Source organism: Mesorhizobium sp. M0244 (assembly GCF_040321795.1).
GTDB lineage: Bacteria > Pseudomonadota > Alphaproteobacteria > Rhizobiales > Rhizobiaceae > Mesorhizobium.
Map to the genome: position 1 here is coordinate 132,520 of NZ_JAMYSE010000003.1, position 25,406 is coordinate 157,925.

At 59.0% G+C, this 25,406-nt stretch carries 20 protein-coding genes and 6 pseudogenes; 12 read left to right on the forward strand and 14 right to left on the reverse strand.

All coding sequences use genetic code 11. From position 1 onward, the window contains the following. Positions 1-97: 97 nt before the first annotated feature. The 6 genes from NKJ08_RS04260 to NKJ08_RS04285 all read right to left on the reverse strand — a co-directional run bounded on the left by NKJ08_RS04260 (position 98) and on the right by NKJ08_RS04285 (position 7,365). Positions 98-2,245, reverse strand: coding sequence for a N,N-dimethylformamidase beta subunit family domain-containing protein (locus NKJ08_RS04260; protein WP_352781419.1), 2,148 nt, complete (start codon positions 2,243-2,245; stop codon positions 98-100). A 330-nt stretch (positions 2,246-2,575) separates the two neighbouring features. After that, positions 2,576-4,243 carry a N,N-dimethylformamidase beta subunit family domain-containing protein gene (locus tag NKJ08_RS04265; RefSeq protein ID WP_352781420.1) on the reverse strand — a complete coding sequence of 556 codons (1,668 nt, stop codon included), beginning with the start codon at positions 4,241-4,243 and terminating at the stop codon, positions 2,576-2,578. A gap of 131 nt (positions 4,244-4,374) precedes the next feature. Beyond that, on the reverse strand, positions 4,375-4,782 hold the full coding sequence (locus NKJ08_RS04270; protein WP_352781421.1) for a RidA family protein: 408 nt from the start codon (positions 4,780-4,782) through the stop codon (positions 4,375-4,377). Between the two features lie 255 nt (positions 4,783-5,037). After that, positions 5,038-5,940: a fumarylacetoacetate hydrolase family protein gene (locus NKJ08_RS04275; RefSeq protein ID WP_352781422.1), complete on the reverse strand. Its 903-nt coding sequence runs from the start codon at positions 5,938-5,940 to the stop codon at positions 5,038-5,040. Positions 5,941-5,948: 8 nt separating this feature from the next. After that, positions 5,949-6,626, reverse strand: coding sequence for a hypothetical protein (locus tag NKJ08_RS04280; RefSeq protein WP_352781423.1), 678 nt, complete (start codon positions 6,624-6,626; stop codon positions 5,949-5,951). 10 nt (positions 6,627-6,636) lie between these two features. Next, positions 6,637-7,365, reverse strand: coding sequence for a 2-keto-4-pentenoate hydratase (locus tag NKJ08_RS04285; RefSeq protein WP_352781424.1), 729 nt, complete (start codon positions 7,363-7,365; stop codon positions 6,637-6,639). 124 nt (positions 7,366-7,489) lie between these two features. Between NKJ08_RS04285 and NKJ08_RS04290 the strand changes: the two genes are divergently transcribed. Beyond that, positions 7,490-9,028, forward strand: coding sequence for an FAD-dependent oxidoreductase (locus tag NKJ08_RS04290; protein WP_352781425.1), 1,539 nt, complete (start codon positions 7,490-7,492; stop codon positions 9,026-9,028). 413 nt (positions 9,029-9,441) lie between these two features. Then, the gene (locus NKJ08_RS04295) at positions 9,442-10,221 is read left to right on the forward strand and encodes an IclR family transcriptional regulator (RefSeq protein WP_352781426.1); all 780 of its coding nucleotides are present in this window, start codon (positions 9,442-9,444) and stop codon (positions 10,219-10,221) included. Between the two features lie 163 nt (positions 10,222-10,384). Here NKJ08_RS04295 and NKJ08_RS04300 read toward each other — a convergent pair whose 3' ends face one another. Continuing rightward, entirely contained in the window at positions 10,385-10,684 is a 300-nt protein-coding gene (locus NKJ08_RS04300) for a GNAT family N-acetyltransferase (RefSeq protein WP_502906312.1), read from the reverse strand. 105 nt (positions 10,685-10,789) lie between these two features. Continuing rightward, positions 10,790-11,086 (reverse strand): annotated as a pseudogene (locus NKJ08_RS04305) (IS21 family transposase); the annotation flags it as partial. Positions 11,087-11,307: 221 nt separating this feature from the next. On the opposite strand from NKJ08_RS04305, the pseudogene scpB reads away from it, so the two are divergent. Further along, positions 11,308-11,742: pseudogene (scpB, locus tag NKJ08_RS04310) on the forward strand (SMC-Scp complex subunit ScpB); the annotation flags it as partial. Positions 11,743-12,000: 258 nt separating this feature from the next. Here scpB and NKJ08_RS04315 read toward each other — a convergent pair. Next, a pseudogene (locus NKJ08_RS04315) lies at positions 12,001-13,001 on the reverse strand (DUF1403 family protein). A 125-nt stretch (positions 13,002-13,126) separates the two neighbouring features. Between NKJ08_RS04315 and NKJ08_RS04320 the strand changes: the two are divergent. Further along, the gene (locus tag NKJ08_RS04320; RefSeq protein WP_352781428.1) at positions 13,127-14,338 is read left to right on the forward strand and encodes a site-specific integrase; all 1,212 of its coding nucleotides are present in this window, start codon (positions 13,127-13,129) and stop codon (positions 14,336-14,338) included. Positions 14,339-14,366: 28 nt separating this feature from the next. Here NKJ08_RS04320 and NKJ08_RS04325 read toward each other — a convergent pair whose 3' ends face one another. The 4 genes from NKJ08_RS04325 to NKJ08_RS04340 form a co-directional block, all read right to left on the reverse strand. Next, positions 14,367-14,936 carry an RES family NAD+ phosphorylase gene (locus tag NKJ08_RS04325; RefSeq protein WP_352492100.1) on the reverse strand — a complete coding sequence of 190 codons (570 nt, stop codon included), beginning with the start codon at positions 14,934-14,936 and terminating at the stop codon, positions 14,367-14,369. Between the two features lie 8 nt (positions 14,937-14,944). Then, positions 14,945-15,283, reverse strand: coding sequence for an antitoxin Xre/MbcA/ParS toxin-binding domain-containing protein (locus NKJ08_RS04330; RefSeq protein WP_038655373.1), 339 nt, complete (start codon positions 15,281-15,283; stop codon positions 14,945-14,947). Positions 15,284-15,289: 6 nt separating this feature from the next. Beyond that, positions 15,290-16,582, reverse strand: coding sequence for a hypothetical protein (locus tag NKJ08_RS04335; protein WP_352781429.1), 1,293 nt, complete (start codon positions 16,580-16,582; stop codon positions 15,290-15,292). A 141-nt stretch (positions 16,583-16,723) separates the two neighbouring features. Continuing rightward, complete coding sequence (locus tag NKJ08_RS04340; protein WP_352781430.1) at positions 16,724-17,053, reverse strand: hypothetical protein; 330 nt, start codon at positions 17,051-17,053, stop codon at positions 16,724-16,726. Positions 17,054-17,109: 56 nt separating this feature from the next. Between NKJ08_RS04340 and NKJ08_RS04345 the strand changes: the two genes are divergently transcribed. From NKJ08_RS04345 to NKJ08_RS38960, 3 genes and pseudogenes are all read left to right on the forward strand, one after another. Then, positions 17,110-17,451 carry a hypothetical protein gene (locus tag NKJ08_RS04345; protein WP_352781431.1) on the forward strand — a complete coding sequence of 114 codons (342 nt, stop codon included), beginning with the start codon at positions 17,110-17,112 and terminating at the stop codon, positions 17,449-17,451. Positions 17,452-17,512: 61 nt separating this feature from the next. Further along, positions 17,513-18,682: pseudogene (locus NKJ08_RS04350) on the forward strand (tyrosine-type recombinase/integrase); the annotation flags it as partial. A 528-nt stretch (positions 18,683-19,210) separates the two neighbouring features. Then, positions 19,211-19,349 (forward strand): annotated as a pseudogene (locus tag NKJ08_RS38960) (integrase); the annotation flags it as partial. 505 nt (positions 19,350-19,854) lie between these two features. Here NKJ08_RS38960 and NKJ08_RS04355 read toward each other — a convergent pair. Beyond that, on the reverse strand, positions 19,855-20,031 hold the full coding sequence (locus NKJ08_RS04355) for a hypothetical protein (RefSeq protein WP_352781432.1): 177 nt from the start codon (positions 20,029-20,031) through the stop codon (positions 19,855-19,857). Positions 20,032-20,862: 831 nt separating this feature from the next. Between NKJ08_RS04355 and repA the strand changes: the two genes are divergently transcribed. The 5 genes and pseudogenes from repA to NKJ08_RS04380 all read left to right on the forward strand — a co-directional run. Next, the gene (gene repA, locus NKJ08_RS04360) at positions 20,863-22,068 is read left to right on the forward strand and encodes a plasmid partitioning protein RepA (protein ID WP_352781500.1); all 1,206 of its coding nucleotides are present in this window, start codon (positions 20,863-20,865) and stop codon (positions 22,066-22,068) included. Positions 22,069-22,135: 67 nt separating this feature from the next. Further along, positions 22,136-23,134 (forward strand): plasmid partitioning protein RepB, encoded by a 999-nt coding sequence (gene repB / locus NKJ08_RS04365; RefSeq protein ID WP_352781433.1) that lies wholly within the window; start codon positions 22,136-22,138, stop codon positions 23,132-23,134. A 157-nt stretch (positions 23,135-23,291) separates the two neighbouring features. After that, positions 23,292-24,500, forward strand: a complete 1,209-nt coding sequence (gene repC, locus NKJ08_RS04370) for a plasmid replication protein RepC (RefSeq protein WP_352781434.1) — start codon at positions 23,292-23,294, stop codon at positions 24,498-24,500. 116 nt (positions 24,501-24,616) lie between these two features. Continuing rightward, a complete protein-coding gene (locus tag NKJ08_RS04375; protein WP_352781435.1) occupies positions 24,617-24,886 on the forward strand; it encodes a type II toxin-antitoxin system Phd/YefM family antitoxin in 270 nt (89 codons plus the stop codon). Positions 24,887-24,898: 12 nt separating this feature from the next. Continuing rightward, positions 24,899-25,167 (forward strand): annotated as a pseudogene (locus NKJ08_RS04380) (plasmid maintenance toxin (PemK-like)); the annotation flags it as partial. Positions 25,168-25,406: the final 239 nt, after the last annotated feature.

Sequence of the window (25,406 nt, forward strand, 5' to 3'; positions counted from 1 at the left end):
TCAACGACCTAGAAAGACCGCCACAAGGTCCATTTCGGCAATCTGATGCCGCTTTTGCAACGGCTCGTATCCGCTGGTTCTCGGATTGGGTCGTTGTTCAGAGGCAGCGTCGCACAAAATTCTCCAGCAGCTTTGAGATATTATTCTTGAAGTCGTTTACTGGAAGGCTTCCGCAAAACAGGATCGAACTCGCAGAGAAGACGAAATTTCCCTTCGGCTTCGGAACCAAGCAAAGATCTGCCCTGATCTCCGAGGCCTGCCAGTCAGGCATGTTCACTCGCGCCCCGAAGTCTAACTTTTCCGGGGCAAGGTAGCAATCGTTGGTAAACTTTTCTGACTTCGCGAGGACTACAGCTTCCGGAGGTGTTCCCAAGGACAAATCGACGATGTCGAACTCGAATCCAACCGCCCCCCCACCGGAAAATCCAAAATCGCCGAGAATTTCGTCATCTATGCCGTCAAACAGCCACTCAAAATTCGAATCATAAGAAGCTTCGGTACGCCGATAGTAGGTGCCATTGTACGGTCCGTAAGCCGACATGCCAACGCCGACGAGCTGCTGCGGAGGCCTGTCGTTCTTGAGCCAGAGGCCGCCGTATTGGCCATCGAAGGCATGGAAGTACTCTCCTGGTTCTGCCTCCCATGTCCTGGCCCCGGTCTGGCCGCGTCGAACTTCAATAGCGCTAGGAAATGCCTCGCTGGTAGCTATCCGCCAATAGAATCCATTGGCGCCGAGGTAGCCCAAGCTGCCGCCGCCGGCCACAAAGTCTTGGACTGAGTCCAGTGTGCGAGCCGTGTGGTATTCGGGGTGGGTCACGGTGAGCAATAAGGCATACTCTTCAAGAGCCTTGCTGCCCTCGGCTTCAAGGTCATGATCCGTGACCACATCAAAAATAATATTTTTTGCCTCACACCACGCCACGAGATGCATATCGGCTGGGAAATGTCGCAATCCCGATCCCCGCCTCTCAGCGTAAGCGATGTAGCCGGGCCTCATGGTTAGCATTGGCCGCAATAGAGAACTGAACTGGATCCCCGCGTTGTCGGGATGACAATCGTAAAGTGAGCGACCAAAATTCGGATGCTCTTCCGGATGGTGTGGATAAGCACGCCAGTCGTTGCGCCTTTCATGATACTTGGCATCAAAGTTGTCGCGGGGATGATTGGCGTACGCAAGATAGGTAAATGTCGAGAAAAGCACCGCAACCCTTGCCTCCGTAGCATCTCGGGCCGGGCGGACAAAAAAAGGAATGATGTCCTCAGCGTCCCCGCATCTCAAACGGATGCCATACACTCCGCTTGAAAGGTCGCGGGGAATATCGAAGCAGAAATCCGTTTCCCAGCAGCAATCGTAGAGGTCGTCCTCGTGGAAATGGACGGCCGCATATTGATCAGGCGCATGCCTCCAGCATATTTCATCGCCCGACCATCGCGAGCTGCGCACGGCTCGAGCGGGCAGATTATACAATGTTCCGTCGAGCCGCGACGGCCCTTTGTCGCGTATGTGCGATGTCGGGATGTCAATGCTGAAATCCCACGAAGCGAGTATGGACTCTTCTTCAACAGGACCCTCCAAGAGTCGCCGGACAAGCTGCTCTCCACGCAAAAACATGGGGGCTTCGAGCCGGCCGTTGAAGAATGCTGTGAACGCTGTCGGGTCTTCATGCTGTGGCCTAGCCGCCAGCACCAGTTTTTTAAATACCTCTTCTTTGGGAGTCTTCGTCTCAACCTCGAAACATCGTGATCCTGTCTGGACAGCATATGCGACCAGACGCAGCCGGCGCCCTGCGATCGCAAGACGCAACTCATACCAGCGCCCAATTTCGAACGCGAAGGAGACGGCGCCGGTTTCCGCTGTCGTCTCGAGCTTTAGACCGCATTTATGAATGCTGATTGAAACTGCGCCTCCCGACTCGGGAATAAAGGAGAACAACACCTGGGGCGACTCTCGCAGAAGACGCGGTTGGAATCTGATTGAAAACGTTGCATCCGCGGTGATTTCCAAGCCGCCAAGGGGAACGATGCCGTAAGAGCCCGGGCGCGTCGGCTTCGCAATTGACGTGTAGGTACCTTCGAAATTTGAGGGCACTCGACGAACATCTATGCCGGGCCCTTCCGGATTGGGATCGGCCGAGATAATGCGAACGAGATCGGCAGCATAGTCGCTGGAAAAATCACTGGATACTTTTACTTCGATGGTTTCGCCAGCCCGGGCCGAAAGCCGATTGGTGTAGCCGATTAGCATACGCCTTTACTCCTCCACGGGTCGCGTCACGAGAAATCCCGTTGCAAATGGAACAATGTTTTGTTAATCGCTATGCTACCTACTGTCAATCTGACCTTTTGAAGGCGGCGTGGCACAGATCAGATTCGTTCTCTTTCGCCGCCAAAATGCCAAAAGGGGTGAGGAAGCGGCGATCAGTGGCGGCAGACACTGCCGCTGGCGTGCAGGCTCCATAGTCGCTGCGATTAGAAACCGGCCATACGTGCCGCGTGAGCGGCTCTACAACGGCATTCGGCGATCGGTTCTCGATAATTGCGGATTCGATGAAAACTGTTCTGGAGAGCCTCCGCTCTAGTCCGAAAGCAAAAACCGGTCTAATACATTACGAGTTATCCGGTCCGTATAGAAATCGCTCTCAATTAAACCTCTTACCCACTCACACGTTGCTGCGCAAAAGACCTCGCCGCTCCCTCTCTTAAAAGAGACCATCATGCCGCTGCCGCGAGAGTATTTGTCAGTCGCCTCGGCGGAGGGACCTGGAGTCGTGTCCAAAATAGATGCGATAAAGCGAGCTTCAGTATCGCCACGTTGAAGATGATAGGAATGCTCGGGCAATCCGTATTCAGAATTACTTGCCCAATTCATTGCAACGATCTCGAGTCCCTCGGGAGTGCCCCCTTTTCCGGTCGGCACCGGAAGACCATCAACAAATGTATAGTCCAAGCCATCTACCTCATAGGCGAAGATGCTTGCCTCATCGCCAAATGTATCAGCATACCCAAGACCCGTCCCCTCCAACGACCAATGCTTATGCCTGAATACGTTGAAACCCCGCGTGGATCGTTGTGCTATGCCAAACGTGGCAGCGTAGATGCCTCGCGTTCCATTTACACCGAATGTTTGGGCGCCAGGATAACCAATCAACGGATCCTCCCAAAGGCTAGTCATTAGCTCAGGGTTCTCATGGCGCATCGGATCATGGTCTCGCGCCTGAGATTTATAACATACTTGGCCGGATATTCCTTCACGGAGCCTGATTTGCCAAAAGAAGTTTCCTGCGAACCTGGCAACCTTGCCGCCCCGGTCCACGAATGCGTCGACGGCGCGACGCATTGGAGCCGACCAATATTCACAATGTCCGACGAATGCCATACATGGGTACGCTTCGACATATTCTGGCTTAAGTTCCAAGTCCTCCTGAGCAATGACATGCACATCGTAACCCGCTTGCTCAGCCCATCTCAGGAATGGGCGCTCATACGTTGCCCAGCCCGCCGAGGCGTAATAGCGTGAGTAGCCGTTCGCAAATGCCCACTCTTTCGAGCCCCAATAGGGTTGCTCGGGCCTACGCGGCCGAGTTTTGGGAACGTTGCGAGGCGCGGCCGAAGGCAGCCATACTTGACCTCTTGCCCAAGGGCGTTGTGAAGACAAGATTGGTGAAAACCCGTCTGGATAACCTGGATGGAGGCCAATGTAATGAGATGCGCCGCCCCAATCGTTGTAAGCTGCCCAAGTACATGTGGAAGCCACGAGCAGAACTGTTTTGTCCGACCTACCTTTGTTCGAGCGAACAAAGAAAATGTGATGGCCCAACGCCGGCTCATTGCTTTCTCGGCTGGGATCACGCATTTCGACTATGTATGCGCCTGCGGCAACGTCCTCGGGCAGCTCAAGACTGATGGTTTCCTGCCAACCGCAGCCGTTCATGTAGGACTGAGCAGCTATCTTTTGAAAGTCCACACTTACGCCCGTCCAGCTTGTTAACCTGACAGGAATCAATCCGTCCTTCTGTATTGCTATATCGAGCTTTGGCACAGTCGACGAGATAAACAGGTTGACCGGTTCCCCAGGCGAGTAGCTAATTTTGTTGCTGTAGCACCATGCGGCAGGAAGGCCATATCGATCAGGCACCTCCACCCATGAGCTGTTCCAAGCCGCCCCACTTGCTGAAATGATCTTAAACGGCCAAGATTCAGCTGCCGTTCGAGGTTCCTGGTTTTTTTCTGATTTCTTTTTCATTTGCATCCTCTATTTGCACACGTCGGCGCGCTACACAGTCTGCTCGATAGGCGCTGCCGCGCACCGACTAGAGCTTGCCGGGCTTAGCTACTCATGTCGAGACGGCCAGACGCTCACGAGTGTGCCTCCGCTCAAGGCACGGCCGCGATGACTTCCACCTCAATGCGCGGCCCGCCATGAAGTGCCGCCACGCCTACCAGGGTGGAGGCCGGGGGAGCATCGCCGTTAAGGTAGCGAGTCCGAACGTTACGAAGGGTGTCGACAAGCGAGGGTTCGAGTCCGACAATGAAATAGGTGATCCTGGCAATATGCTCATACCCCAAGCCCGCCGCGGCCAAGGTGCGGCCAAGCTCCTCAAAGAGTGCTTCGACCTCGGCCTCAAATGATTCATTGACCAAGTTCCCTGCCCCATCCAGACCCAGGATTCCGCTGGTGACATATACTCCACTCCCCTTGAGCAACATGCCTTGCGACATGCTCCGAACGGGCGTGTGCGACAATCTCACAGGCACAAGGATGTTTTCATTGCTGTCAGTCATCAATTGGCTCCTTCGGGAACGAAATGGCAGATCGAGCCTCGCGCAAATCAGGAACGCGGAGCCCATTTGGCCCCCGCCAACAGCCTCGGGAGGATGTGGAAGCGTAGTTGGACGGGGCTATTGAAAAGCGTGGCGGCACCCAGAAACGCCTGGTGGGATTTCCGACTTCCCCGGCCAAACGCTCGCTCGCCAAGGGCTATGGCCAGGCAATCGACGTCGCTCGCCCGAACCTGACGACATCGAAAGGACCGGGATTTAGAAGGGTGATCCTTTGTTCGCAGGTTCATCGACCTGAGCATCACGCGCAATGCAACCTCCAGATGCGACGACAAGCTGTCGCTGTGTGCCCAGCCCGCTCGCGCCCAACTCCACAATGTCACCCTCTTTTAGGAATTGCGGAGGCTTCATGCCGAGCCCGACGCCGTGCGGCGTCCCCGTAGTAATGACATCGCCTGGTTCCAAAGCCATAAAGTGAGAGATGTATGAGATCAGATGGGCAAACGGGAATATCATTTTCGCCGTGGTTCCGGACTGCCGAGTTGCGCCGTTAACTTTGAGCCAGATCTCAAGATTCTGCGGATCAGCCACTTCGTCGACCGTCACGAGCCAAGGTCCAAGAGGGCCAAATCCCGGACGTGACTTACCTTTCATCCATTGGCCGCCACGGTGAATCTGGTCACGCCGCTCAGAGACATCGTGGCAAAGCAGGTAACCGGCGACAACAGAAAGCGCATCGTTCTCGGCGACCTGATAGGCTTTTTCACCGATGACCACGGCAATTTCGGCTTCCCAGTCCAGCATCTTCGAGCCCGGCGGCATCGGTATGACGTCATAAGGCCCTGATATAGAGGAGGGAGCCTTCGAAAAGACGACCGGTTCTTCGGGAACAGGCGTATTTGTCTCCGTGGCATGATCTATGTAGTTCAGGCCAACCGCAATGAAATGACGGACATCTGCCACGGGAGGCCCTAGGCGCACATCCGCGCTGACCACAGGCAGGGAACTGATGTCCAGTGAACGCAACTCGTCCAGCCTCTGCCTGGAAAGCGTGCTGGGCCCGATATCGCTAATAATCTCACCGAGGTCGCGAATGGTCCCTTCGTTATCAAGTACGCCAGGTCGTTCTGCACCGACGGCGCCGTATCTCAAAAGTTTCATGATCGACCTCAGCCCGCCGCCATTTCGGTTTTCAGCCGCGTGTATTCCAGTTGGTAGCGACCGGCCCTGGGCCGGCTCACGTAGGGGTGCTGCAGGATCGTTTGCGTTGGCGACCACAAAGCCTCCGCGTTGCACCCTTCCAAGATGATGATCCACACAGGGGGCGCGTCGTAGTCGCTCTCTTTCCGGGTTTCCGCTGTTTTGACCTGCGTCGCCTCACCATCGGCGTTACAGAGGTGCGCTCCTGTCAGAAACGGCGCCTGTGTCAGGCCGGCTAGGAGCTCGGCCAATTCCTCTTCCGGGTTGTCCGGCGCATCGGCGGAAAGTTCAAAACGCACAGTCGCGACGGCTCCACCAGGACCCGGTCCTCCTGAGTACAACACGCGAGCCAGTCCTCGCGACGTATTGAGAAAATGGGACGTGGCCCGCCGTGTCCAGGGTGTCGGCGCGTTAAGGCGTTTGGCGTATTCGGGACCGGTCAGGACTTCGAACCCTTCCACCTCATAAAGCGTGAAAAATTCCGGGTGTGTGTTCGTATCCGCCGCTCTATACCGGCGGCCCCGCAGGAATCCCGGAATGTCTGTCCTTTCGGGCATGTGCTCGTGGATGTGCCACTGGTAGAAATCGAGCCTTCCCTCATTCGCGATGCCATTCCAGATTGCCACCACCCCGTTGCCGCTAAGCATCTTCCACTCCTTATGTGTTGCCCGTTTCAAACGTTACGGAAACAGGCTCGAACCCTTCAAACTCGGCCGAGATCACATCGCCCGGATTGGCAGTGAACAGCCCAGTGAAACTCCCGGTCGTCACGATAGTGCCCGGCTCGATGGGAACGCCCCGGGAGCGGAGGTCGCCCGCAAATTTGACGAGCAGGCCGATGAGATCGCTGTCGGGATGTCCTCCTACACTCTGGTGCACCAGAGTGCCGTTGATCCTCAGTTTCACCTGCTGCGTCGCAAACGAAACGCCTTGCCACACCTCATTCAACGCGCTGCAGACGAGTGCGCCATTCGCCAGGAGGTCGGCGACCATGGCATTGCGAGGAGCCGGAGACGGGCCGCCCCAGCGGCTATCTACCACTTCGATCGCGGCGCACGCTCCGTCGAGCGCATCGAGAATATCAGTTTGCGTGAAGCTGTAGCCTCCCGTTGGCGCGCGGGAAAAGCGGAACGCAATCTCGCATTCAACGCCGCCCCGTCCGTACAACTGCTGCTGCAGATGGCAAGGGCTCGTGAACAGCCGTTCTGCCACGATCGGTGCCGACACCAGATCGCCGTCAGCGAGCAGCGCAGCCTTCCAGGCGACAACGGGTGTAGCCAGCCCTTGGATAACGCGCCGCTGGATTTCCAAGGCGGCCGACCGGCTTACATCGCGCAGTACCGCGTCATCGACGACAAGGCGGCCCTGCCCGCGGTATGCGGCCAAGAGACCTTCGGAAAGATAATGAATGTGCTCGCTTGCGCTGTGTGACATGATATACTAATTGGAATGTCGTTCTACAGCGACCCTATGCGGTCTTCTCGCTGGGGTCAACAGGGTATCTGGGAAAATGACAGCGGCGCTGTATTTCCCTCCCGAGCCGGGGATTCCGGCCGATCAAGGGAGTAATGTCGTGGCTCAAGCGGACGCTACATTTGACGTCATCGTTGTCGGAGGCGGAGGGTCAGGGCTCTTCGCTGCGGTGGAGGCGGCAGAGCTAGGCCGTCGCGTCCTTGTCCTCGAAAAGAACCCCCGGCCGGGAGGTATGACGAGTTGGGCGATCGGATCACTTTCTTCGAGCGCGTCGCCAATGCAGAAGGCGATCGGAATCGACGACGTCCCCGATGCTCATTTCGAAGACATGGCACTGTTTCATGGCCCGCTGCTCGCGAGGGACAATCCAGAGCTCCGGCGTGCTTTCGTCGACAACGTTCCGCAGACGCTCAAAAAACTCCTCGACATGGGCGTCGTCTTTTTCGGGCCAATGCCCGAACCGCCCCATCGTGTGCCCAGAATGCACAACGTGCTACCCAACTCGCGGTCCTATGGACATGCACTCTATCGCAGGGCACGCAGTCTAGGAGTTGACGTCCGCCTAAATCACCGCGCTATCCGTCTCATCAAGGAGAAGGGTCGGATTTCCGGCGTGGCGGCTGAGCACGGAGGTGTCATACATCGATACTTCGCGACTCGGGGGGTGGTCCTTGCCGGAGGTGATTTTAGCGCGAATCGGGAAATGAAACAGGAATTTGCGGGAGAAAGCGTGGCCCACGCGGACGCTCTCGTAACCACTAGCACGGGTGACGCCATCCGGATGGGTTTGGAGGCCGGAGGAGAGATCGTCAACGGCGATCTCGTCAGCGGCCCGCAGCTGCGCTTCATACCTCCCCGCAACAACCTCATGACCAAGCTACCGCCAAACCGGTTCCTTGCTCTCATCATGAAGTGGTCGATGACGCAGCTTCCACCAGCGCTCATCCGGCCCTTCATCATGATGTTCCTCACTACCGTCCTCGAGCCGCAGAGAAAGCTCTACGAGTGTGGCGCGATCCTGATCAATCGCGCGGGCGAGCGGTTCACTGACGAATGCGACAGGCCCCAGTTCAGCGTGCCATTCCAGCAGGATCGCGAGGCATTTATCCTGCTAGATGGTGCTCTGGCGGAGAAGTTCAGCAAGTGGCCCTACTACATTTCCACTGCTCCGGGAGTCGCCTACGCCTATCTGCCGGATTATAGGCGAAACAGGAAAGATATTTTCTATCAGGCCAACACAATCGGCGGGCTAGCGGCCAAGATCGGAGTCCCCGGTTCGGCGCTTGAAAAAGCCGTTGCTGCCTATAACCAGAAGCTGCGGGAAGGCACCCCGGGCCTTGTACGCGCTCCATTCATAGCCTTAGGCCCGGTCCGCAGCTGGGTTCTCACCGAGGGTGGGTTGAGAATCAATGCATCCATGCAAGTACTAGGCAACGACGGCGAGATCATTCCCGGTCTGTATGCTGCCGGTGCAACCGGTCAGGGCGGAATCATCCTAGAAGGCCACGGACACCACCTAGGGTGGGCCTTTACATCAGGAAGACTAGCCGGTCGAGGAGCAGCAACGAGCGCCTGACGCCAAAGCTTCATTGAGGAGATTGCTGGCCGCGGAGGTCGTCCGGTTCTCGGAACCAGTAAGTTTGCCTTGCTAGCCACGTAACGGAAATCCAGTCGTCTTTGATTTCTCCCCTATCTTTTGTCGCCCGTGAGGAGACCGAGCTGCATCGACGCGCTGCAAAAGGACGCGGCCCAGGGATGGGCGGTTGACAAATACGGGGATCCCATGATCGACCCAAACGCCGCGCTGCAATTGCTACTATGATAGACTTGGTCGATGGTGTGCTGCTCGATCTCGAACAGGGGGTCGGCGTCTCTCTGCTTTCTTACCGAAAGTGTTTTCGCAGGTACCGCTCGAAAACGCTTGACCGATGGGCAAACCAATCCTAGAAGAATGGTTTTCCTGCTAGAATAACATTCTGGAGAGATTGCGTGCGGGTTGTCAACTCTCTTGTGGAGCGATGTTTTGCCGTCGTTGAGCTGCTGGCCAATGAGGCTTCTTCAATGCGGCTCGGCGAGATCGCCGAAAAGCTGGACCTGCAAAAAAGCGCTGCCCACCGGATGCTCAACGTCTTGTGCGAGATCGGCTGGGTGGAGCAGGAGCCTGTCACGGGCTTTTACAAGCTCACCCTCAGACTTGCCATTCTGGGACAGCGCTTTCTGAGCGCCACACATCTCACGGACGTCTGCCAGCCCGTGTTAGAAGAGTTGGCCGCCGCAAGCGCCGAGCTTGTTCGTATGGCAGTAGTACAGGGCGAGACATTGACTTGGATCGCACAAGTTCAAGGCGCTCGCAACGGCTTGAAATATCAGCCCGAAATGGTAGCGAGAGTTCGCTTAGCGACTACGGCCAACGGGAGGGCTTATCTGTCGACACTAGGTAAGACAGACGCTATTCGCATAGCTATCAACGACGGTGCCAATGAAAGAGAAAGGCAATCGTTGGCCTCAGTAGAGGATTTCATTGAGGAATTGGAGCTGACTCGGAAAAGAGGGTGGGCGATTTCGGACGAGGAGGCTGAGGCCGGTATCGTTGCGATTGCTGCCCCGATCAAATTGGCGGATGGCCAGACGGTCGGCACGGTCAGCGTCGCAGGTCCGAGTTCGCGCCTAACCGCAGATCGGCATGGAGATGTGGGATCATCGATTTTAACAACGGCTGCCAAACTCGCTGAGCTCTGGCCCCTGAGGCAACAGTACGACAGAAAGTGACTTTCACGCGCACAAAGTTGCTCACTTTTCACAAGCCACAAATTCGGGCATCTCACTGATCAAGAATCGAGCGGTTGGTCCTTATCGGCTGGTTCGCTCCCTGGAGCTGCTTTAAAGCACCGGGATGATCCAGCTCGAGCCGTGCGAAGTGCGTGGCCCGAGCTCAAGCGTCGCGGGCTCGGCCATTGCCTCGGTGACGCCACTGCTCACCGATTCCGGTATGCCCAAGCGCAGCTCGGAAACCGAAGGTAAGCGCAGTGACGGCGGCTTCGGTCGCATATCCACGCCCCCAGCAATCAGGATGCAACCTCCAGGCGATCTCAACCGCCGGTGTGAAATGCGCATGATAGGGAACGTTAACAAGGCCGCAGTAGCCGATATCGCTCGCGGGAAACAGTCGCCACATTAACCCTGTCCTTATTAGACTTCTGTTCCAATTAGCATGGCGTTCCTTAATGTCCACCCGATACTGAGAGATAGCTCATCGGCATCGGGGCCAGGCAAAGCCAAGATTGCCTCAAGACGATCCTTGGTGACCGCCAAGAAGGCGAGCGCTCCTACTTGGTCTCAATCGGTCCGGCAGCCTCTGGCTGGAGCTGGCAAAGGCGAACGTCAGATTGGAGGCGCGCAGCACCGCGACAAAAATCTGCGTCAGGTATATGATGCCGGGCGGATCGATCAGCGGCACCGTCTGCTCGGCATGGTCTGTCTGCATCACCGCGCCCGCCGATTGCGGAATGTCGCGCTCGTCCGGCGCTCGAAAGCGGCGAAGTGCTCGCAAAACCAGATAGCCGTAGCCGTCGGGATGGGCGTCGCGATACTCCTGCCACAACAGCGTTAGCGTCACCCCGTTGCGCTTCAGCTCCCCTGGCGATCAGCGCAAAATCCGGTTCGCTTAGGTCTTTCGGCGGACGACCGCACGGCCCGACAGCAGCCGCTCAAGTATAGCGTCGTCATGGGCCGGCGGCAGAGGCCAGCGATGACAGCCCGGCGAGGAGGAGCCGGTCAGATGACCGTCGATCAGCTGACCAGTTGTTTGACCGGGAGCTGGCTTACCTGACGCCGGAAGCGCGTTGGCGCGAGTGGATGAACCGCGTCGAGGCCACGATTTTCGCAGCCAGCGAGCCTGTCACTCGCGAAACGCTTGGCCGCATTGTGGGAAAGAGCTGCAGCATTGAGCTGCTGATCGACGACATCCGCGAGGAATTGCGCGGTCGCCCCTATGACCTGGTCGCCGTCGCCGACGGCTGGAAACACCTGACCCGGCCGGCCTATGCCGCCATCCGCAGTGCATTTGGCGGTAACGAGCGCGCGGCAGACCTCACGCAGTCAGAGGTGCTCATGCTGATGTGCATCGGCTACTTCCAGCCGATCACCCGCGCCGAACTGTCGTCTTTCTTTGGCAAGGAGATCAGCCGCGATCTTATTGGTCATCTGCGCGGTGCCGGCCTGATCGCACAGGCGCCGCCGGCCCGAAGCATGGCGCTTAGCCAAAGCCTCCTTCAGACCGTCCCGTTTCTTTGATATGGGAGGCAGGGCGGAAGCCTTGAGAGCTTGTCGTTGCGGTGTCCCCCGACGGTGCGCAAGACGCTGCGGCGTGCGGAAACGGCGGGGCTTTCCTGGCCGCTCAGCGAGGAAGTTAGCAGCGCGATTTTGACGCTGCGCTTTACAAGGTGGAGGGTACGATGGCGGACCATCGCCGCGCCCCGGACTTCTGAGCGGCTGACCTATTTGCTGCGGGCGCGGAAGGCCGCCTGCGGGTTGCCTCCACCATAATCGTTACAGCCCGTAGATGCGGAATGCGGTGCGGCCGGAAAGCTCACGCACGGCGCCGAGCTCGACCAGCCGGTCGAACAGGCGGCGCAGCCCGCGATCGCTCATACCGGCGATCGGTGCCGAAGCGACGATCGCGTCGTTGGACAGCAGCTTTTCGACGACAATGTCCGCCGCCTTGGCCCGGAGTTTTGGCGCGACCGCAAGCAGCCGGTCCGCGCGGCGCTCGAGCTCAGCGGAAAGAACAATCACGCGCAGCGCAGCGCGTGCCTGCGCGGCAAGCAGACCTTTCGCACGCTCGGGATCTGCCATCGACGCGGGCGGGGGCTTGTGCCCAAAGCCGCATCGGCGCCTAGCAGCGGCATCGCGTGTGCCCAGCCCAGTTGCGCCAGCAGGGCGTCGGTGAGCCAGGCTCGAAGGGCGCGCGCAAAGCCGTAGCGTTCGGCGATCGCGATGGCGCCCGTCATCATTGCCAACGTTCTGTCACCGGCGGCGAGCTGCCGAAGATCTTCCGTCAGGTCGCTCACGCTCTCGTCGTCGCGGGCGTAGCCGAATTCTTCCAACGCTGCGGCAAGGTTCTTTTCCGTCAGCAGTTCTTCCGCAGGCCGAGATGTCAACCGACGCCAGGCGAGCAGTAAAAGCCCGGCGGGGCCGAGGGTCGTAGACCCTGACAAAATATCGCCCGGTCGCGTGAGCAGCACGGCGTCGCGAAGTGCTGCTTCATCCTCGACGCGGCCAGCCTGCTTTGCCGTTGCCGCGGCGGCCGAAAGCGCCAGGCGCTGCCGCCAGGCGCCGGCCCACCGCTCCTGCCGGCGGACCACCGCATCGAGCGCGCCGATGATGGCGCCCGCGGCGAGTGCGACGTCCTCAACTTCTTTTCCAGCAAGACTTTGCGCATCCGGGATGGCGCGGCGCAGCCACGTCGGCACCGTTGCCATCGGCAAGGTCGAAGGGGAACCGGCATGCGTGGCGTAGTGGCGCGGAGAGGGTTTCGGACGCAGAATCATCGCAGGCACGATGAATCATGGCGGCGCTTCTCGCAACCGAAATACCGAACAACCGCCGCGCCTGTCGGCCGTCTACAACGAACGATAATGTTGCCTTATCGCGCGTTTTGCTCTCTATAGAGGAAATGGCCGTTTTCGTTGAGCACAAGCCCAAAAATCACCCTCAGCAGGGCTCCGCATCGTCCCGCAGCACGGGGGCCGATGCCGATCAACCCGCGGCGCAGACGCCGGCCGACGACCTGCCTGATATTGTCGATGTCGTGCTCGCCATGAGGCAAACTGCGGACGATCTCGAGAACGGCGAAAAGTCCCCTGCCCCGCTGCCGGCGTCCGGTTTGGAGTCAACGTTTCGCCTGCCGGCGCATCTGGGAAAACTCGCCGATCGCGCCCGCGACTACGTTGAGGCGGCTAGCTCCGCCAACACCCGGCGTGCCTACGCCGCCGACTGGAAGCATTTTTGCGCCTGGGCGCGCCGCCAGAACATCGAGGTGTTGCCGCCCGATCCTCAGACTGTCGGCCTTTACATCGCCGCGCAAGCCTCGGGATCTGGTCGGGACAAAAAATCGGTGGCGACGATCGAGCGCCGCCTTTCTTCGCTGTCTTGGAATTATACTCAACGTGGCCAACCACTGGACAGGAAAGACCGCCACATCGCCACCGTGCTCGCCGGTATCCGCAACACCCACGCCTCCCCTCCCCTGCAGAAGGAAGCCATTCTGCCCGAGGATTTGATCGCCATGCTGGAAACGCTCGATCGCGGCACGCTGCGCGGCCTGCGTGATCGCGCCATGCTGCTGATTGGCTTCGCTGGCGGCTTGCGGCGCTCGGAAATCGTCGGCCTCGATCTCGGGCGTGACCAGACCGAGGATGGCCGCGGTTGGGTCGAGATTTTCCCCGACAAGGGTGTTTTGGTGACACTGCGGGGAAAAACCGGCTGGCGCGAGGTTGAGATCGGTCGCGGCTCGTCGGATACCACCTGCCCAGTGGTCGCCCTGCAAACCTGGTTGAAACTCGCCCGCATCGCGCATGGGCCGTTGTTTCGACGCGTCACCGGGCAAGGCAAAGCCGTCGGCGCCGAGCGGCTGAACGACCAGGAGGTCGCCCGCCTCGTCAAGCGGGCGGCGCTCGCCGCCGGCGTCCGCGGTGACCTGTCGGAAGGCGAACGCGGCCAGAAGTTTTCCGGCCATTCGCTGCGTGCTGGCCTCGCCTCTTCGGCCGAGGTCGACGAGCGCTATGTGCAGAAGCAACTCGGCCACACCAGCGCCGAGATGACCCGTCGATACCAGCGCCGGCGCGATCGGTTCCGGGTCAACCTCACCAAGGCGTCGGGGCTGTAGAAAAAGCCCCTCCCCTGCCTTACTAGGATCAAGATTTGCCGCCGCGTTGTCGTCGTTCGGCGTCTCTTCGCTTTCTCCAGTCGTCCCAATCGACAGACTCTGAGCTGGCGACATTGAGATCTGCCGGCGTGAAGTGCTCGGTAAAGAGAATGAGGTTCTGACACGGCCATCGCGCGCTCGGCGCCAGAATGCCATCGAACCCGAGGAAGGCGGCTGCATCCCCGATCTCTTGCGTACGCTGGTAGGAGAGAGATCCATACGTTTCCGGCGTTACGCCGAGGGCCTTCAATTCGGTTAGATTGGCAATCCGGAGCGTCCGTTGGGTGCGAACCGAGATCCGATGAAGGACCGATCGAATTTTGGACGGGAAGACGGGCTGGCGGCTTAAATGAAAGTGAATCTCCTCAAGCGATCCTTCCCGCTCCAGCGACGTGTAAAGTACATCGAACGAACCCGGATCCCAACGGGCTCCAGCTGGATAGCCAAGCAGCGGCTCGCGCTCCTCGCGGACAATGCGCCAGACATCTCCCTCGAATGACACGCCCTTATGCGTATCAAGCAGGTCAAGGAGTTCGAGGTCTCGCGCTCGCCGCTCCACGTGTCGCCTCAGATGTAGGCGCCGGCATCGAGGCGTTCGATCACCGCCAGGACTTCCTGGGTACGATCCGCATTGATGAGATCAATCGCGCGCTCGTTATTGAGAAGGGGATGGCGCGAATGCAGCCAAAGTCTTGTCTCGTCCGCCGTGTAGAAATCAGATAGTCGGTCAACAACGTACCGCAGATCGGCAATGACCGTCTGGGTTCGAAGATTTGGAGAGCCATTGCCGTGCGACCACCGCGACACAGTTGCGGTCGACACATCGACGATGTTGGCGATGTCCTTGCCCTGCAGGCCTCCCCGAGACCGAAGATCGTCCAGAATTCGTGCTACAGCTGTGCTCATATTGTGTTACCTGCGGTGCGAAGCAACGCTCGCACCCCTCCCCTGCCGCCGCGGTGGAACGGGTGCCCTTGGCTGGCCGGCAATTGTGCCATTCAAGGACTCCAGCACCGCATGCATCTTTTCCAATCGGTCGCTACTGCGTTGCAGCAACTCGGATAAGCCTTCATCTGATAATTTGAGCTTCGCGGCCGACCGCGCGATCCGTTCTGCGGCAGCCAGCTCCGTTTCAAGAAAATGCTGCGAACGTCGCCCGTCGGGTACCGCTGAGAGTTCTCGTATCTGGCGAGCGCGCTGGCGCAGATAGTGCGCCTTCGGATCCTTCAACGTGTCGCTCAGGCCATTCGGACAACATGACCGATCGTGGCAGCTCAGCAGAGGTTTGGCTCCTTGTGCAGCCATCAACGCGTCGACCTGCTTCACGCTAAGGAGGCGATCCAAACCACCAATCAGAACCCGCTTCTCGCGTCCTCCGCCGCCGGTCTGAGGCGGCTTCGACCAATCGCTGGCATCGAAGCGTTCCTTTTCGGCAACGCCATGACAAATTCCGCCGGCAGCGCCGAAAGCGGCAATAGCGACACCAACAAGGCCACCGACCCCATCAGCGACAACGGGGACGTCCAGTCTGTAAAAGTCCATCATTGCAGCAATGTACCGCCGCAGTCCCATCGGTGTGGCATCGGCACCAAAGCCGGAGACCCTGAACCACAGACTGTCAAACGGTACGTTCTTCAGCGCGGAGATGAAAGCCCGTCGCTGAGCAGGATCTCGAAGGGAGGCATTCTTGATCATCAACGAGTAGTCGATGCCGATGTGCTTCCCTCCTTCCGCATCGAGCGCCCGGCGTAGCGCGGTGGTAGCCTCGCAATCCAGGGCGAAAAGCTGGTCCGTCGAGCCCTCAAGAATGTGCGCGGGTGCTTGCACGGCATGGAAACCCTGTTTCACCGCAAAACGGGCTATCTGCCCGATGACGTCCCGGTTCGCGTTCGGCCGGAGATCATCCGGCGTCAGAACGCTCTCAGGGTTTGCCCAGGGCGCCGACTTGGCCGCTCCACTAAACCGGCCAATCGACGAAAGCTCGGCGACATTGGTGTCCAAGATCAGTTCGCCGCCGACGTCGGTGAGGGCCGTCAGGAGATCATGTTGCCTCAGCGCCGCTGACGCTTCCACGACGACCCTATCAACCATCATCCTTCCCGAGCCCAGCAGGGTCTCGAGCTGCCGGTGACCGCTTGTTCCGACGCGCAAAAAGTGACCAACGGGTTTCGGCTGGCCGTGCAGGTAGACGACGTTCTCGCTCATCTTCGTGCTCCTGGTGCTATTTACGTTTCGATTTCACGAATGTCAATCCATGAAATCAATTCGCAACTTCTAAAGGTTCATTATCGATAAGTCACGCAATCGGCCGACGCCGAACTCGCTTCTGCCCTCCACAGGGACTTTTCAGGTTTTGCCTTCACCGTCGTGACGATCGACGATCCCTTTTGGCGCAACCCTCATGCTGTCGTCGCTGCCGACGGCACCCGCCTCGGCGACCATCGCGCCTAGGTCGAGCGCGCACTGGCCGATGTCGGCGGCGACCTCACCGCCTTCTGGAACCGGCATCGCGAGAGCGGAGAAAAATTCGCCGAATGGCGCGGCGCCAGCGCCTTCGCCTTTGCGCCGACCGGGCTGGGCGTCGCCGACTTCGTGCAACTCTCGCTCGGCAGCGAGTTCGAGGTCCTGGCCGGCCCCGTCGTTGATCCCCACCACCGTCCCAACAGCGTCGACCATCTCTTCGAGCCGACCTGGGTTTCTCGCGATTTCGCTGCTGAGACGCAGCGGATTTCGTGCCGCGCGAGAACCGCTTTTTTGCCGACTGGGAGCGTTCGAGCGCTTGCGGCCACCGCATCTTTGACCACTGGGCCTTCGATATCCACGACCTCGAGGTGCGCGAACAAAAACGCGAGATCGGTTTTATCCCGCGGCCACTGAAAATGCCCACCGAGAGGGTGCTCGCCGGCGAGAGCGTGTCCGTGCATCGGCTGATGGAGCGCATCGAGGCGATCGACGCCGAAATGGGCCTGCCCTTCGCCTGGTTTTTTCTGATGAGCCACGGCTACTGGGTCGATCTCGGATGTCGGCCACACCATCGCCGACGGACTGCGCGCCGGGCGCGTGCGCCTGCCTGACCGCGATGCGGCCGTTCTGCTCGAATGGGCAGACAGAAAATATCTGTTCTGAGCCGTCGTCATGGACCTTCGCCTGCCAAAGCCCTCTACCTCCGACCCAAGGATCCGGCGCGCGGAAGCGCTCGACGCGCTCGATTCAGTGCTGCCGTTCGAGCGCAGGGAGCAGTTGGCCGAACTGCTCACCGACGATGACGTTGAAACCCTGCGGCACCTGGCCAACGAAGGCATCGGCGAGAATTCATTGCGGGCGCTGGCCTCCGACCTCGGCTACCTCGAGGTCTGGTGCCTGGCCGCGACCGGTTTTTCGCTCCCTTGGCCGGCGCCGGAGGCGCTGCTGATCAAATTCGTCGCGCACCACCTGTGGGATTTTGCGAAACGCGAAACCGATCCGGCGCATGGCATGCCCGCCGACGTTGCGGCAACGTTGAAATCCCGGGGGCTTTTGCGCGGCGACGGACCGCATGCGGCCGCCACCGTGCGCCGGCGTCTGTCAAGTTGGTCGACGCTGACCAAATGGCGCGGTGTGCGCGGTGATTTTTCGGCCCCTGGGCTGCACAGCGCGATAAAGCTGGCGGTGCGCGCCAGCGCCCGTCCGCGCGGCCGCAAGAGCAAGAAAGCCGTGACCGCCGATATTTTGTCCGCCCTGCTCAACACCTGCGCCTGTGACCGTCTCGTCGACGTGCGCGACCGCACCCTGCTCATCACCGCCTTCGCGTCCGGCGGCCGCCGCCACACAGCGAATTTCTGCTCTGCGCGTCGAGCAGCTGGTCGAGGAAGACCCGGTGCCGGCCGATCCCAGGGCTCCCGATGGCGACAAACTGCCGTGCTTGTCGATCCGGCTCGGCCGAACCAAGACGACACAGGCCGACAGCGACGCTTTCGTGCTGCTGGTTGGCCGACCGGTAACGGTGCTGCGAGCGTGGCTGGAGCGCGCCGGAATAAGCGAAAGCGCCGTTTTTCGCGGCATCGACCGCTGGGGCAATCTCGAAAAACGCGCCCTAACGCCTCAGGCGGTCAACTTGATCCTGAAGCGGCGCATCGCCGAGGCCGGGCTCGACCCGGCAGCGTTCTCCGCCACGGCCTGCGCTCCGGCTACCTCACTGAAACCGCCCGCTGCGGCATTCCGCTGTCCGAAGCAATGCAGCAATCGCAGCACCGCTCCGTGCAACAGGCATCGCGCTATTACAACGACGCCGAGCGCCAATTGGGTCGCGCCGCGCGGCTGATCGTCTACCCGGCCTCAGGCTCACTGGTCCCGGCCGCGCTGTTCGGCTCAAACGATCCCACTGCGCTGCAGATGGCCGCTGAGCCGCAAAAATTGCGCTTCGCGGGTGCCAGGGAACTTGCCTCAGCGAGGCCTGACGTTGCAAGGATACGAAACGTATTGTAGCGCGAACGCAGTACCCATCGCGCACCTTGATCTTGGCCCAAGTAGGCCCAACAGAACGTAAACGCGGGAGCGCGTATTGATGGAAACCAGGATCATCGACAGCCGGGACGATTTCGCTCAATGGGCGATTGATCGGACCAATGCGATCCTGACGGATCAGGGTTAGGAACTCGCCACCGTCGCCCGCCACGGAAACGAAGCCCAAATCGGCGCGACGGCACAGGCGCTCGGCCAGGCGATCGTCGATGCGCTGCTTGAGGCGTTTGATGGCCTCGCAGGCGACGAATGAGCCGTGAGACACATGACTGCTGTGATGATGGAAACGGCGGCCGGCAGGCGGGCTCACAGATCCATCCAGCCTCGGCCGGTAGAGGAGGAAGGGCCTCCTCGGACGAGGTCGACGAGCTATGTTCAGAAACAGCTTGGCCATCCCTCCAAGATGAGCCGCAAATACCAGCATCGATGCGACCGGTTCCGGCTCAACCTCACCAAGGCTTCCGGGCTGTAGCGAAGAAATACCCTCCCCTCCCCTATGGCGCGTGCTCAATCGTGGGAGGTCGAGATGCAATCTGCGTCTAAAGAGGATACCACCCGGAGCGTCGCTCGGGCAAAGGCGAGCTTTCGGAGGTTATCAAACGCGCACAGTCTTTGCCACAGACGATTACGAGACCTCGACGCCGCCGTGCTGCTTGCCTGAGCGGACAAGCCGTATGTGTTTTAAGCGAGCACTATGGACTCCCGGCTCCCGAAATCTCCATTTGACGCAAAACTGCGGCGCGCCGAGGCGCTCGACGCAATTGGATTCGGTGGTGTCGATCGACCGCCGCGCGTTTCTGGCCGGCGTCTTGTCCGACGGCGGCGTCGAAACGCTGCGCCATCTGTTAAAAGAGGTATTGGCGAGAAATCGAAAAAGGCGCTTGCGTAGACCTCGGCTATCTCGAAGCGTGGTGCCAGGCCGCCTTAGGCAGCCCTGCCTTGGCCGGCACCGGAGGCCTGGTCAAGTTCGTCGCCCATCACCGCATGCCGGCCGACGTCTGGGCGACGCTGAAATCCCGAAGGGGGCTTTTGCGCAGCGACGGGCCGCAGGCGCCATCGACGGTTCGCCGGCGGCTGTCGAACTGGCCGAGACCGCCGCGCAAATGGTCAACGAAAAAGGTCGTGCCACAGCCCGGCGCGTTGAACTTTGCCACCACGTCGCATCTAATAGACTGCCGTCTAAATTGCAAAAAAACTTAGTGAAAACAATCGGACTGCTAGGTCCAAAGGGGTCAACAAGACCGGAAGCGTCTCAGTTCGATATTCAGAGCGCTGCCGGAAGCCTGCTCCAGCGGACAACGGCGATGGATCGCGTCGTCTGTCCACGCGCCTTTGGACCACTCAAATAGCCCGGAATGAGTCGCTTCCACGAGGCCGGAATCTTCGAGAACGCGGACAGCGCCGGTGGACAGGACGCAATGATGCGGTGACTGTGGAAAGGCGCATTCGATCAAACTACGGCCGTTTTTAACTTGCCTGTAGTAGACCCGATATCCGCCAGCGACTGTCAGTCTCGAATGTCGTGAGACCGCAATCGCCGACAATCCTTCGATCTATATTGCGCTCAACAGCAAACTGAAACCATCCCGGATTGCCTGGATTGCGCAGCGCGTCGATGCCAGGAATGCGCCTCCGCCATCTTCGGTGAAGGTCTCCCAGCTTTGAAACCGGGCGACTTTGGGCTTGGCGCACATCGCGCCGAAGACATCAGGGATCGAGCGGGGTGAAGCGGCGAGCGGGTAGGCGGTGCGATTTGAGGAACCTTATCGAAAACCGTTGGATCGCATTTCGCATCTGCCCGGGACAGACGCGTGGACCGCGCCGAGGGTCAAACTGAAATAGACCAGTTCCGTATGACCTTCTACCGCCAGTTAGCGTTAACCTTTTGTTAACTTAAAATTTCTTGTCGGGACAAACGAATCGGACATAATGACGGCATTCGAAAGAATTTTGGCGAAATGCCGTCACTTGAGGTTCCGGAAAGCATGAACGTTTTAGCGCCCGTGTCGAAACCCCTCTTCGACGACACCATTCTGGCACAAGGCCGCGAGATTTCCAGGAAGCTGAACCAGCTTCGTTTCGAGACCTTCCCACCGAACGCCAGGAAGACCTTGCGGCAATTTTCACTCGGGGAAGCGGCGTATTTTCTCGGGGTCTCGACTAGCAACCTCAAGAAGCTGCACCTTGAAGGCAAGGGTGTCGAGCCAACCATACATGCCGGAGGTCGCCGGACATATTCCGCCGAGCAGATCATGGAGCTGCGTCAATGGCTCGACCGCCACGGCCGAGCCGATGTGAAGAAATACGTTCCTCACCGCCGCAGGGACGAGAAGCTGCAGGTCGTTGCCGTTGTTAATTTCAAGGGGGGCAGCGGAAAGACAACGACGGCCGCACACCTTGCGCAACATATGGCGCTAACGGGGCACCGTGTATTGGCCATCGACCTCGACCCACAGGCTTCGCTATCGGCCCTGTACGGCATCCAACCCGAACTCGACAAGAATCCGTCGATCTACGAGGCGATCCGTTACGACGACGGGCGGAAGCCCATCACCGACGTGATCTTGCCGACAAACTTTCCAAGCCTGGAACTTATCCCTGCGTCGCTAGAATTGCAGGAATATGAGTATGACACTCCACTGGCGATGCAGGACAAGAATTCCGTTGCCGGGAAGACGTTTTGGAATCGCATCGAAAAAGTATTGCGAGAGGTCGATGACCGATACGACGTGGTTGTAATCGACTGCCCGCCCCAGCTCGGCTATTTGACGCTGACTGCTTTGTCGGCGGCGACTTCGGTCCTGATTACTGTACATCCGCAGATGCTCGACCTGATGTCCATGTCGCAGTTCCTTCTGATGCTCGGCGACATCCTGAAGACAATTCGCCAGGCGGGCGGCGACGTAGATTTAGATTGGTTCAGATATTTGATCACTCGATACGAACCGACCGACGTCCCGCAAGCCCAGATGGTCGGATTCATGCAGTCAATGCTCGCGTCGCAAATGCTCAAGACGCCGATGTTGAAATCGACCGCGATTTCGGATGCTGGGTTAACGAAGCAGACGCTTTATGAGGTCGAGAAATCCGGGATGATTAGGGCAACATACGACCGTGCCATGGAGTCGATGGAAGCGGTTAACGCCGAAATCAGAGATCTGATTCACGGGGCTTGGGGACGTACGAAATAGACGGCCGTCTAAGTCAGGTTTTATTGCAATGAAATCAGTTGAATGACCCAAATTTCGGGACGCTGAAATGGTAAGAAAGAACGTTTTCGACAATTTGATGCGGGAATCCGCGCCCGAAACGGCAGAAGATGAAGAGCCAGCTTCCGGGTTTCGCAAATTCGGAGCAGCGAGGTCCATCTCATCGTCGATCGATGAACTGGCCAGGCAGGCCTCCAAACTCGCCGAAGGCGAAACGGTTATTGAAATTGATCCCGACCTTGTCGACAGGTCATTTGTGCCCGACCGCATGAGCCTTGATCAGGACGAAGCATACCACGAACTGCTGGAGGCAGTCAGGGAGAGGGGACAGGATACCCCAATCCTTGTAAGACCCCATCCCAGCACCGAAGGCCGCTACATGGCCGTTTTCGGACACCGACGGGTGAGAGTTGCCAAACAACTCGGGAGGCCTGTCCGCGCCGTGGTGAAGACGCTGGCAGACATCGACCACGTTGTCGCACAGGGGCAGGAAAACTCCGCCCGCGCCAATCTTACGTTTATTGAGCGTGTTCTGTTCGCCCAGCAACTGGACGGGCTTGGTTTCAGCCGCGAAACCATCCAATCTGCTCTGTCGGTCGACTACCAGACCCTCTCTAAGATGCTGACGATTCCGAAAGCTATCCCCGCGGTCGTCATTGATGCGATTGGGCCGGCCAAAGGGATTGGACGCGACCGGTGGTTGGATCTTCGGAAACTCGTCGAGAACCCCAAGAATACGCCAATTGCCAAGATCTATGTGGCCAGCGAAGATTTCGCGGCCGCGGATTCTGACGAGCGTTTCAACCTGCTCTTTGATTTTCTGAATGGAGCGAAATCCAACAAGGCAATCAGGAAAGGGCTCGCTCCGCGAAACGACAGAACCTGGGCACCGGCTGACAAATCGGTCGCCGCGACGATTAGAAACAATGGAAAGGCCTTCAGTCTGGCGCTGAAAGCGAAAGACGCGGCCGAGTTCGGCGAATACATTTCGGAGAACCTGGACAGCCTTTACGAGGCATTCAGATCGTCGAAGGCAACAGGAGACTAAACCCGCAAAAGAAAAAGGCCCCCGAACGTCACCGTAGCGGAAGCCCTTCTCGTCTCTGGACAATTCGAGAATCTCATTTCCGCGAATCAGTGTCAAGAGTTTTAAGCGTCGATTCGGCGGACGGATTTCTTTTGCCCAATTGAAGGCGAAGGAACAAATGGAGACGGGTATTGCAACGACGCCCTTTGGGCGGCGGCCGATGTCGCTTGCCATGCTGGCAGCGCAAAACGAGTCACGTGAGATCCCCAAGGGCAGGGTCGTCGACAAATGGCAGGTCTATCGCAACCTCTGCGAGGGCAAGAGCATCGTCGGCATCGGCGATCGCGCTCTGGCCGTCCTGAATGCGTTGCTATCATTCTATCCTGACAGCGAACTGAGTGAGGAAAACAGCCTCATCGTGTTTCCCTCGAACGCACAGCTGTCCCTTAGAGCTCATGGAATGCCCGAACCCACGGTCAGACGACACCTGGCGGCTCTTGTTGACTGCGGGCTGATCATCCGTCGAGATAGCCCGAACGGTAAGCGCTACGCCCGCAAGGGCAGGGGAGGGGAGATTCAGGAAGCGTTTGGCTTCTCCCTGGCGCCACTGCTGGCGCGTGCTCACGAGTTCGAGGCGGTGGCTGAGCGTGTTCGCGCCGACAGCCGGGCGCTCAGGCTTATGCGGGAGCGGATTACCTTGCACCGCCGTGACATCCACAAGCTGATCGAGGCGGCGGTTGACGAAGATGTGCCGGGCGACTGGGGAGGCCTGTGGAAGCGTTTCCGCGGCATCGTGGAGGCAATTCCGCGCCGAGCCTCCATCATTGAGCTTGAGCCGATCGTGGGCGATCTGGCCGTATTGCATGACGATGTGGATAAGCTGCTGGAAACTCATATGAAATCCACGAATCCGAACGGCAATGACTCTCAAAACGAGCGGCAGCAATCTGATTCAAATACCGACTCTACTTTTGAATTTGAACCTGCTTTAGAGAAAAGCGGGGCGACGGCCGAGCCCAGGACGAGGACCGCAGAGGCGCCGAAAACCTATCCGCTGGGGATGGTGCTGAAGGCCTGCCCCGAAATTGCGGATTATGCCGTCGACGGGATCGGCAATTGGCGCGATCTCATGATAACCGCCGCCCAGGTGCGGGGATATCTGGGTGTTTCGCCGTCAGCGTATGAGGAAGCCTGCCATGCGATGGGTCAGGAGACTGCGGCGATGGTGATCGCCTGTATCCTGCAACGTGCTCAGCACATCAATTCCGCCGGCGGCTACCTTCGGGCGCTGACTGATAAGGCCAAGGCGGGGACTTTTTCGGTCGGGCCGATGCTGATGGCGGCGCTCAAGGCCAACGGCGCCACAGCAAGGATGACGGGAGGATGATCGCCAATCCCGCAGCTTATCGCTTTGCGCCCAGCTCAAGCGCGAACTACGATGGCCGGCTGATACCTGTGGAAGCCCGGAAAAGCCGTATCTTCCGGAAGAAAAGAGTTCAGCCGATGACCACCACCGTCACCGCCGCCGCCGTCTCGAAAAACTTCGGCGCCTATCAGGATGCCGCGGTTCACGACCCTGTCATCATCACCAATAACGGCCGGCCTCGCACCGTGCTGCTGGCTTACGAGGATTTTGTCCGGCTGTCAAAGCGCGACCGGCGGGTCGATCTGACCGCGGAACTCAGCGCCGAAGAAATCGCCGCTGTCGAAGCCGTCGAAATGGAGCCGGGCCTTGACCATCTCATCGGCGAGCTTCCTCCGGCAAAGGTCTGACAGCAAAAAAGGCTGCCGGCTGAAATCAAGGTCGGTCACGTCTTCCGCCAGTCGTATCTCTGGCATTGGCAACACCGCGAGGGGCGCGAGGAAGCCGACACAAGGACCGGCCATGCCTGGTGCTGGCGCTGGTCGCCATGTAGGAGGACGGCTGCCCCGTCGTCCGCGTCCTGCCGATCACCCGTACACCACCGTCCGATCCCGATGATGCCATTGAGATCCCGGCCGCGGTCAAACAGCGGTTGCGGCTTGACGGGGACTGGGCGTGGATCGGTTTGACGGCGCCAACGTCGAGACAGTCGAAATGATACATTTCGAGATAGGCGGTCGGCGTCGGATTCGGATGGAAGGACGCTCTCCGGCTCTTTCCAGCGCTAGGCTGGTCTTGCCAAACCTGACGCGGTCCGCGCAGCGACACGGTGTCCAGCGATTCCGTAAGTTCGGCCGCGAAGCGGCGCCCAATCATCCTTGTAATCGTGGAGTGCAACTCCTGTTTTGCAAGGAAGAATCGAGGCTCACG

Bases quoted from the DNA above. Each gene is read 5' to 3' on its own strand.
- NKJ08_RS04260 (WP_352781419.1), bottom strand. From the start codon at position 2,245: ATGCTAATCGGCTACACCAATCGGCTTTCGGCCCGGGCTGGCGAAACC.
- NKJ08_RS04320 (WP_352781428.1), top strand. From the start codon at position 13,127: ATGGCCGTTTTCGTTGAGCACAAGCCCAAAAATCACCCTCAGCAGGGC.
- NKJ08_RS04330 (WP_038655373.1), bottom strand. From the start codon at position 15,283: ATGAGCACAGCTGTAGCACGAATTCTGGACGATCTTCGGTCTCGGGGA.
- NKJ08_RS04340 (WP_352781430.1), bottom strand. From the start codon at position 17,053: ATGGTCGACGCTGTTGGGACGGTGGTGGGGATCAACGACGGGGCCGGC.
- repA (WP_352781500.1), top strand. From the start codon at position 20,863: ATGAACGTTTTAGCGCCCGTGTCGAAACCCCTCTTCGACGACACCATT.
- NKJ08_RS04375 (WP_352781435.1), top strand. From the start codon at position 24,617: ATGACCACCACCGTCACCGCCGCCGCCGTCTCGAAAAACTTCGGCGCC.
- NKJ08_RS04290 (WP_352781425.1), top strand. From the start codon at position 7,490: ATGACAGCGGCGCTGTATTTCCCTCCCGAGCCGGGGATTCCGGCCGAT.
- NKJ08_RS04265 (WP_352781420.1), bottom strand. From the start codon at position 4,243: ATGAAAAAGAAATCAGAAAAAAACCAGGAACCTCGAACGGCAGCTGAA.
- NKJ08_RS04275 (WP_352781422.1), bottom strand. From the start codon at position 5,940: ATGAAACTTTTGAGATACGGCGCCGTCGGTGCAGAACGACCTGGCGTA.
- NKJ08_RS04280 (WP_352781423.1), bottom strand. From the start codon at position 6,626: ATGCTTAGCGGCAACGGGGTGGTGGCAATCTGGAATGGCATCGCGAAT.
- NKJ08_RS04335 (WP_352781429.1), bottom strand. From the start codon at position 16,582: ATGAGCGAGAACGTCGTCTACCTGCACGGCCAGCCGAAACCCGTTGGT.
- repC (WP_352781434.1), top strand. From the start codon at position 23,292: ATGGAGACGGGTATTGCAACGACGCCCTTTGGGCGGCGGCCGATGTCG.
- NKJ08_RS04270 (WP_352781421.1), bottom strand. From the start codon at position 4,782: ATGACTGACAGCAATGAAAACATCCTTGTGCCTGTGAGATTGTCGCAC.
- repB (WP_352781433.1), top strand. From the start codon at position 22,136: ATGGTAAGAAAGAACGTTTTCGACAATTTGATGCGGGAATCCGCGCCC.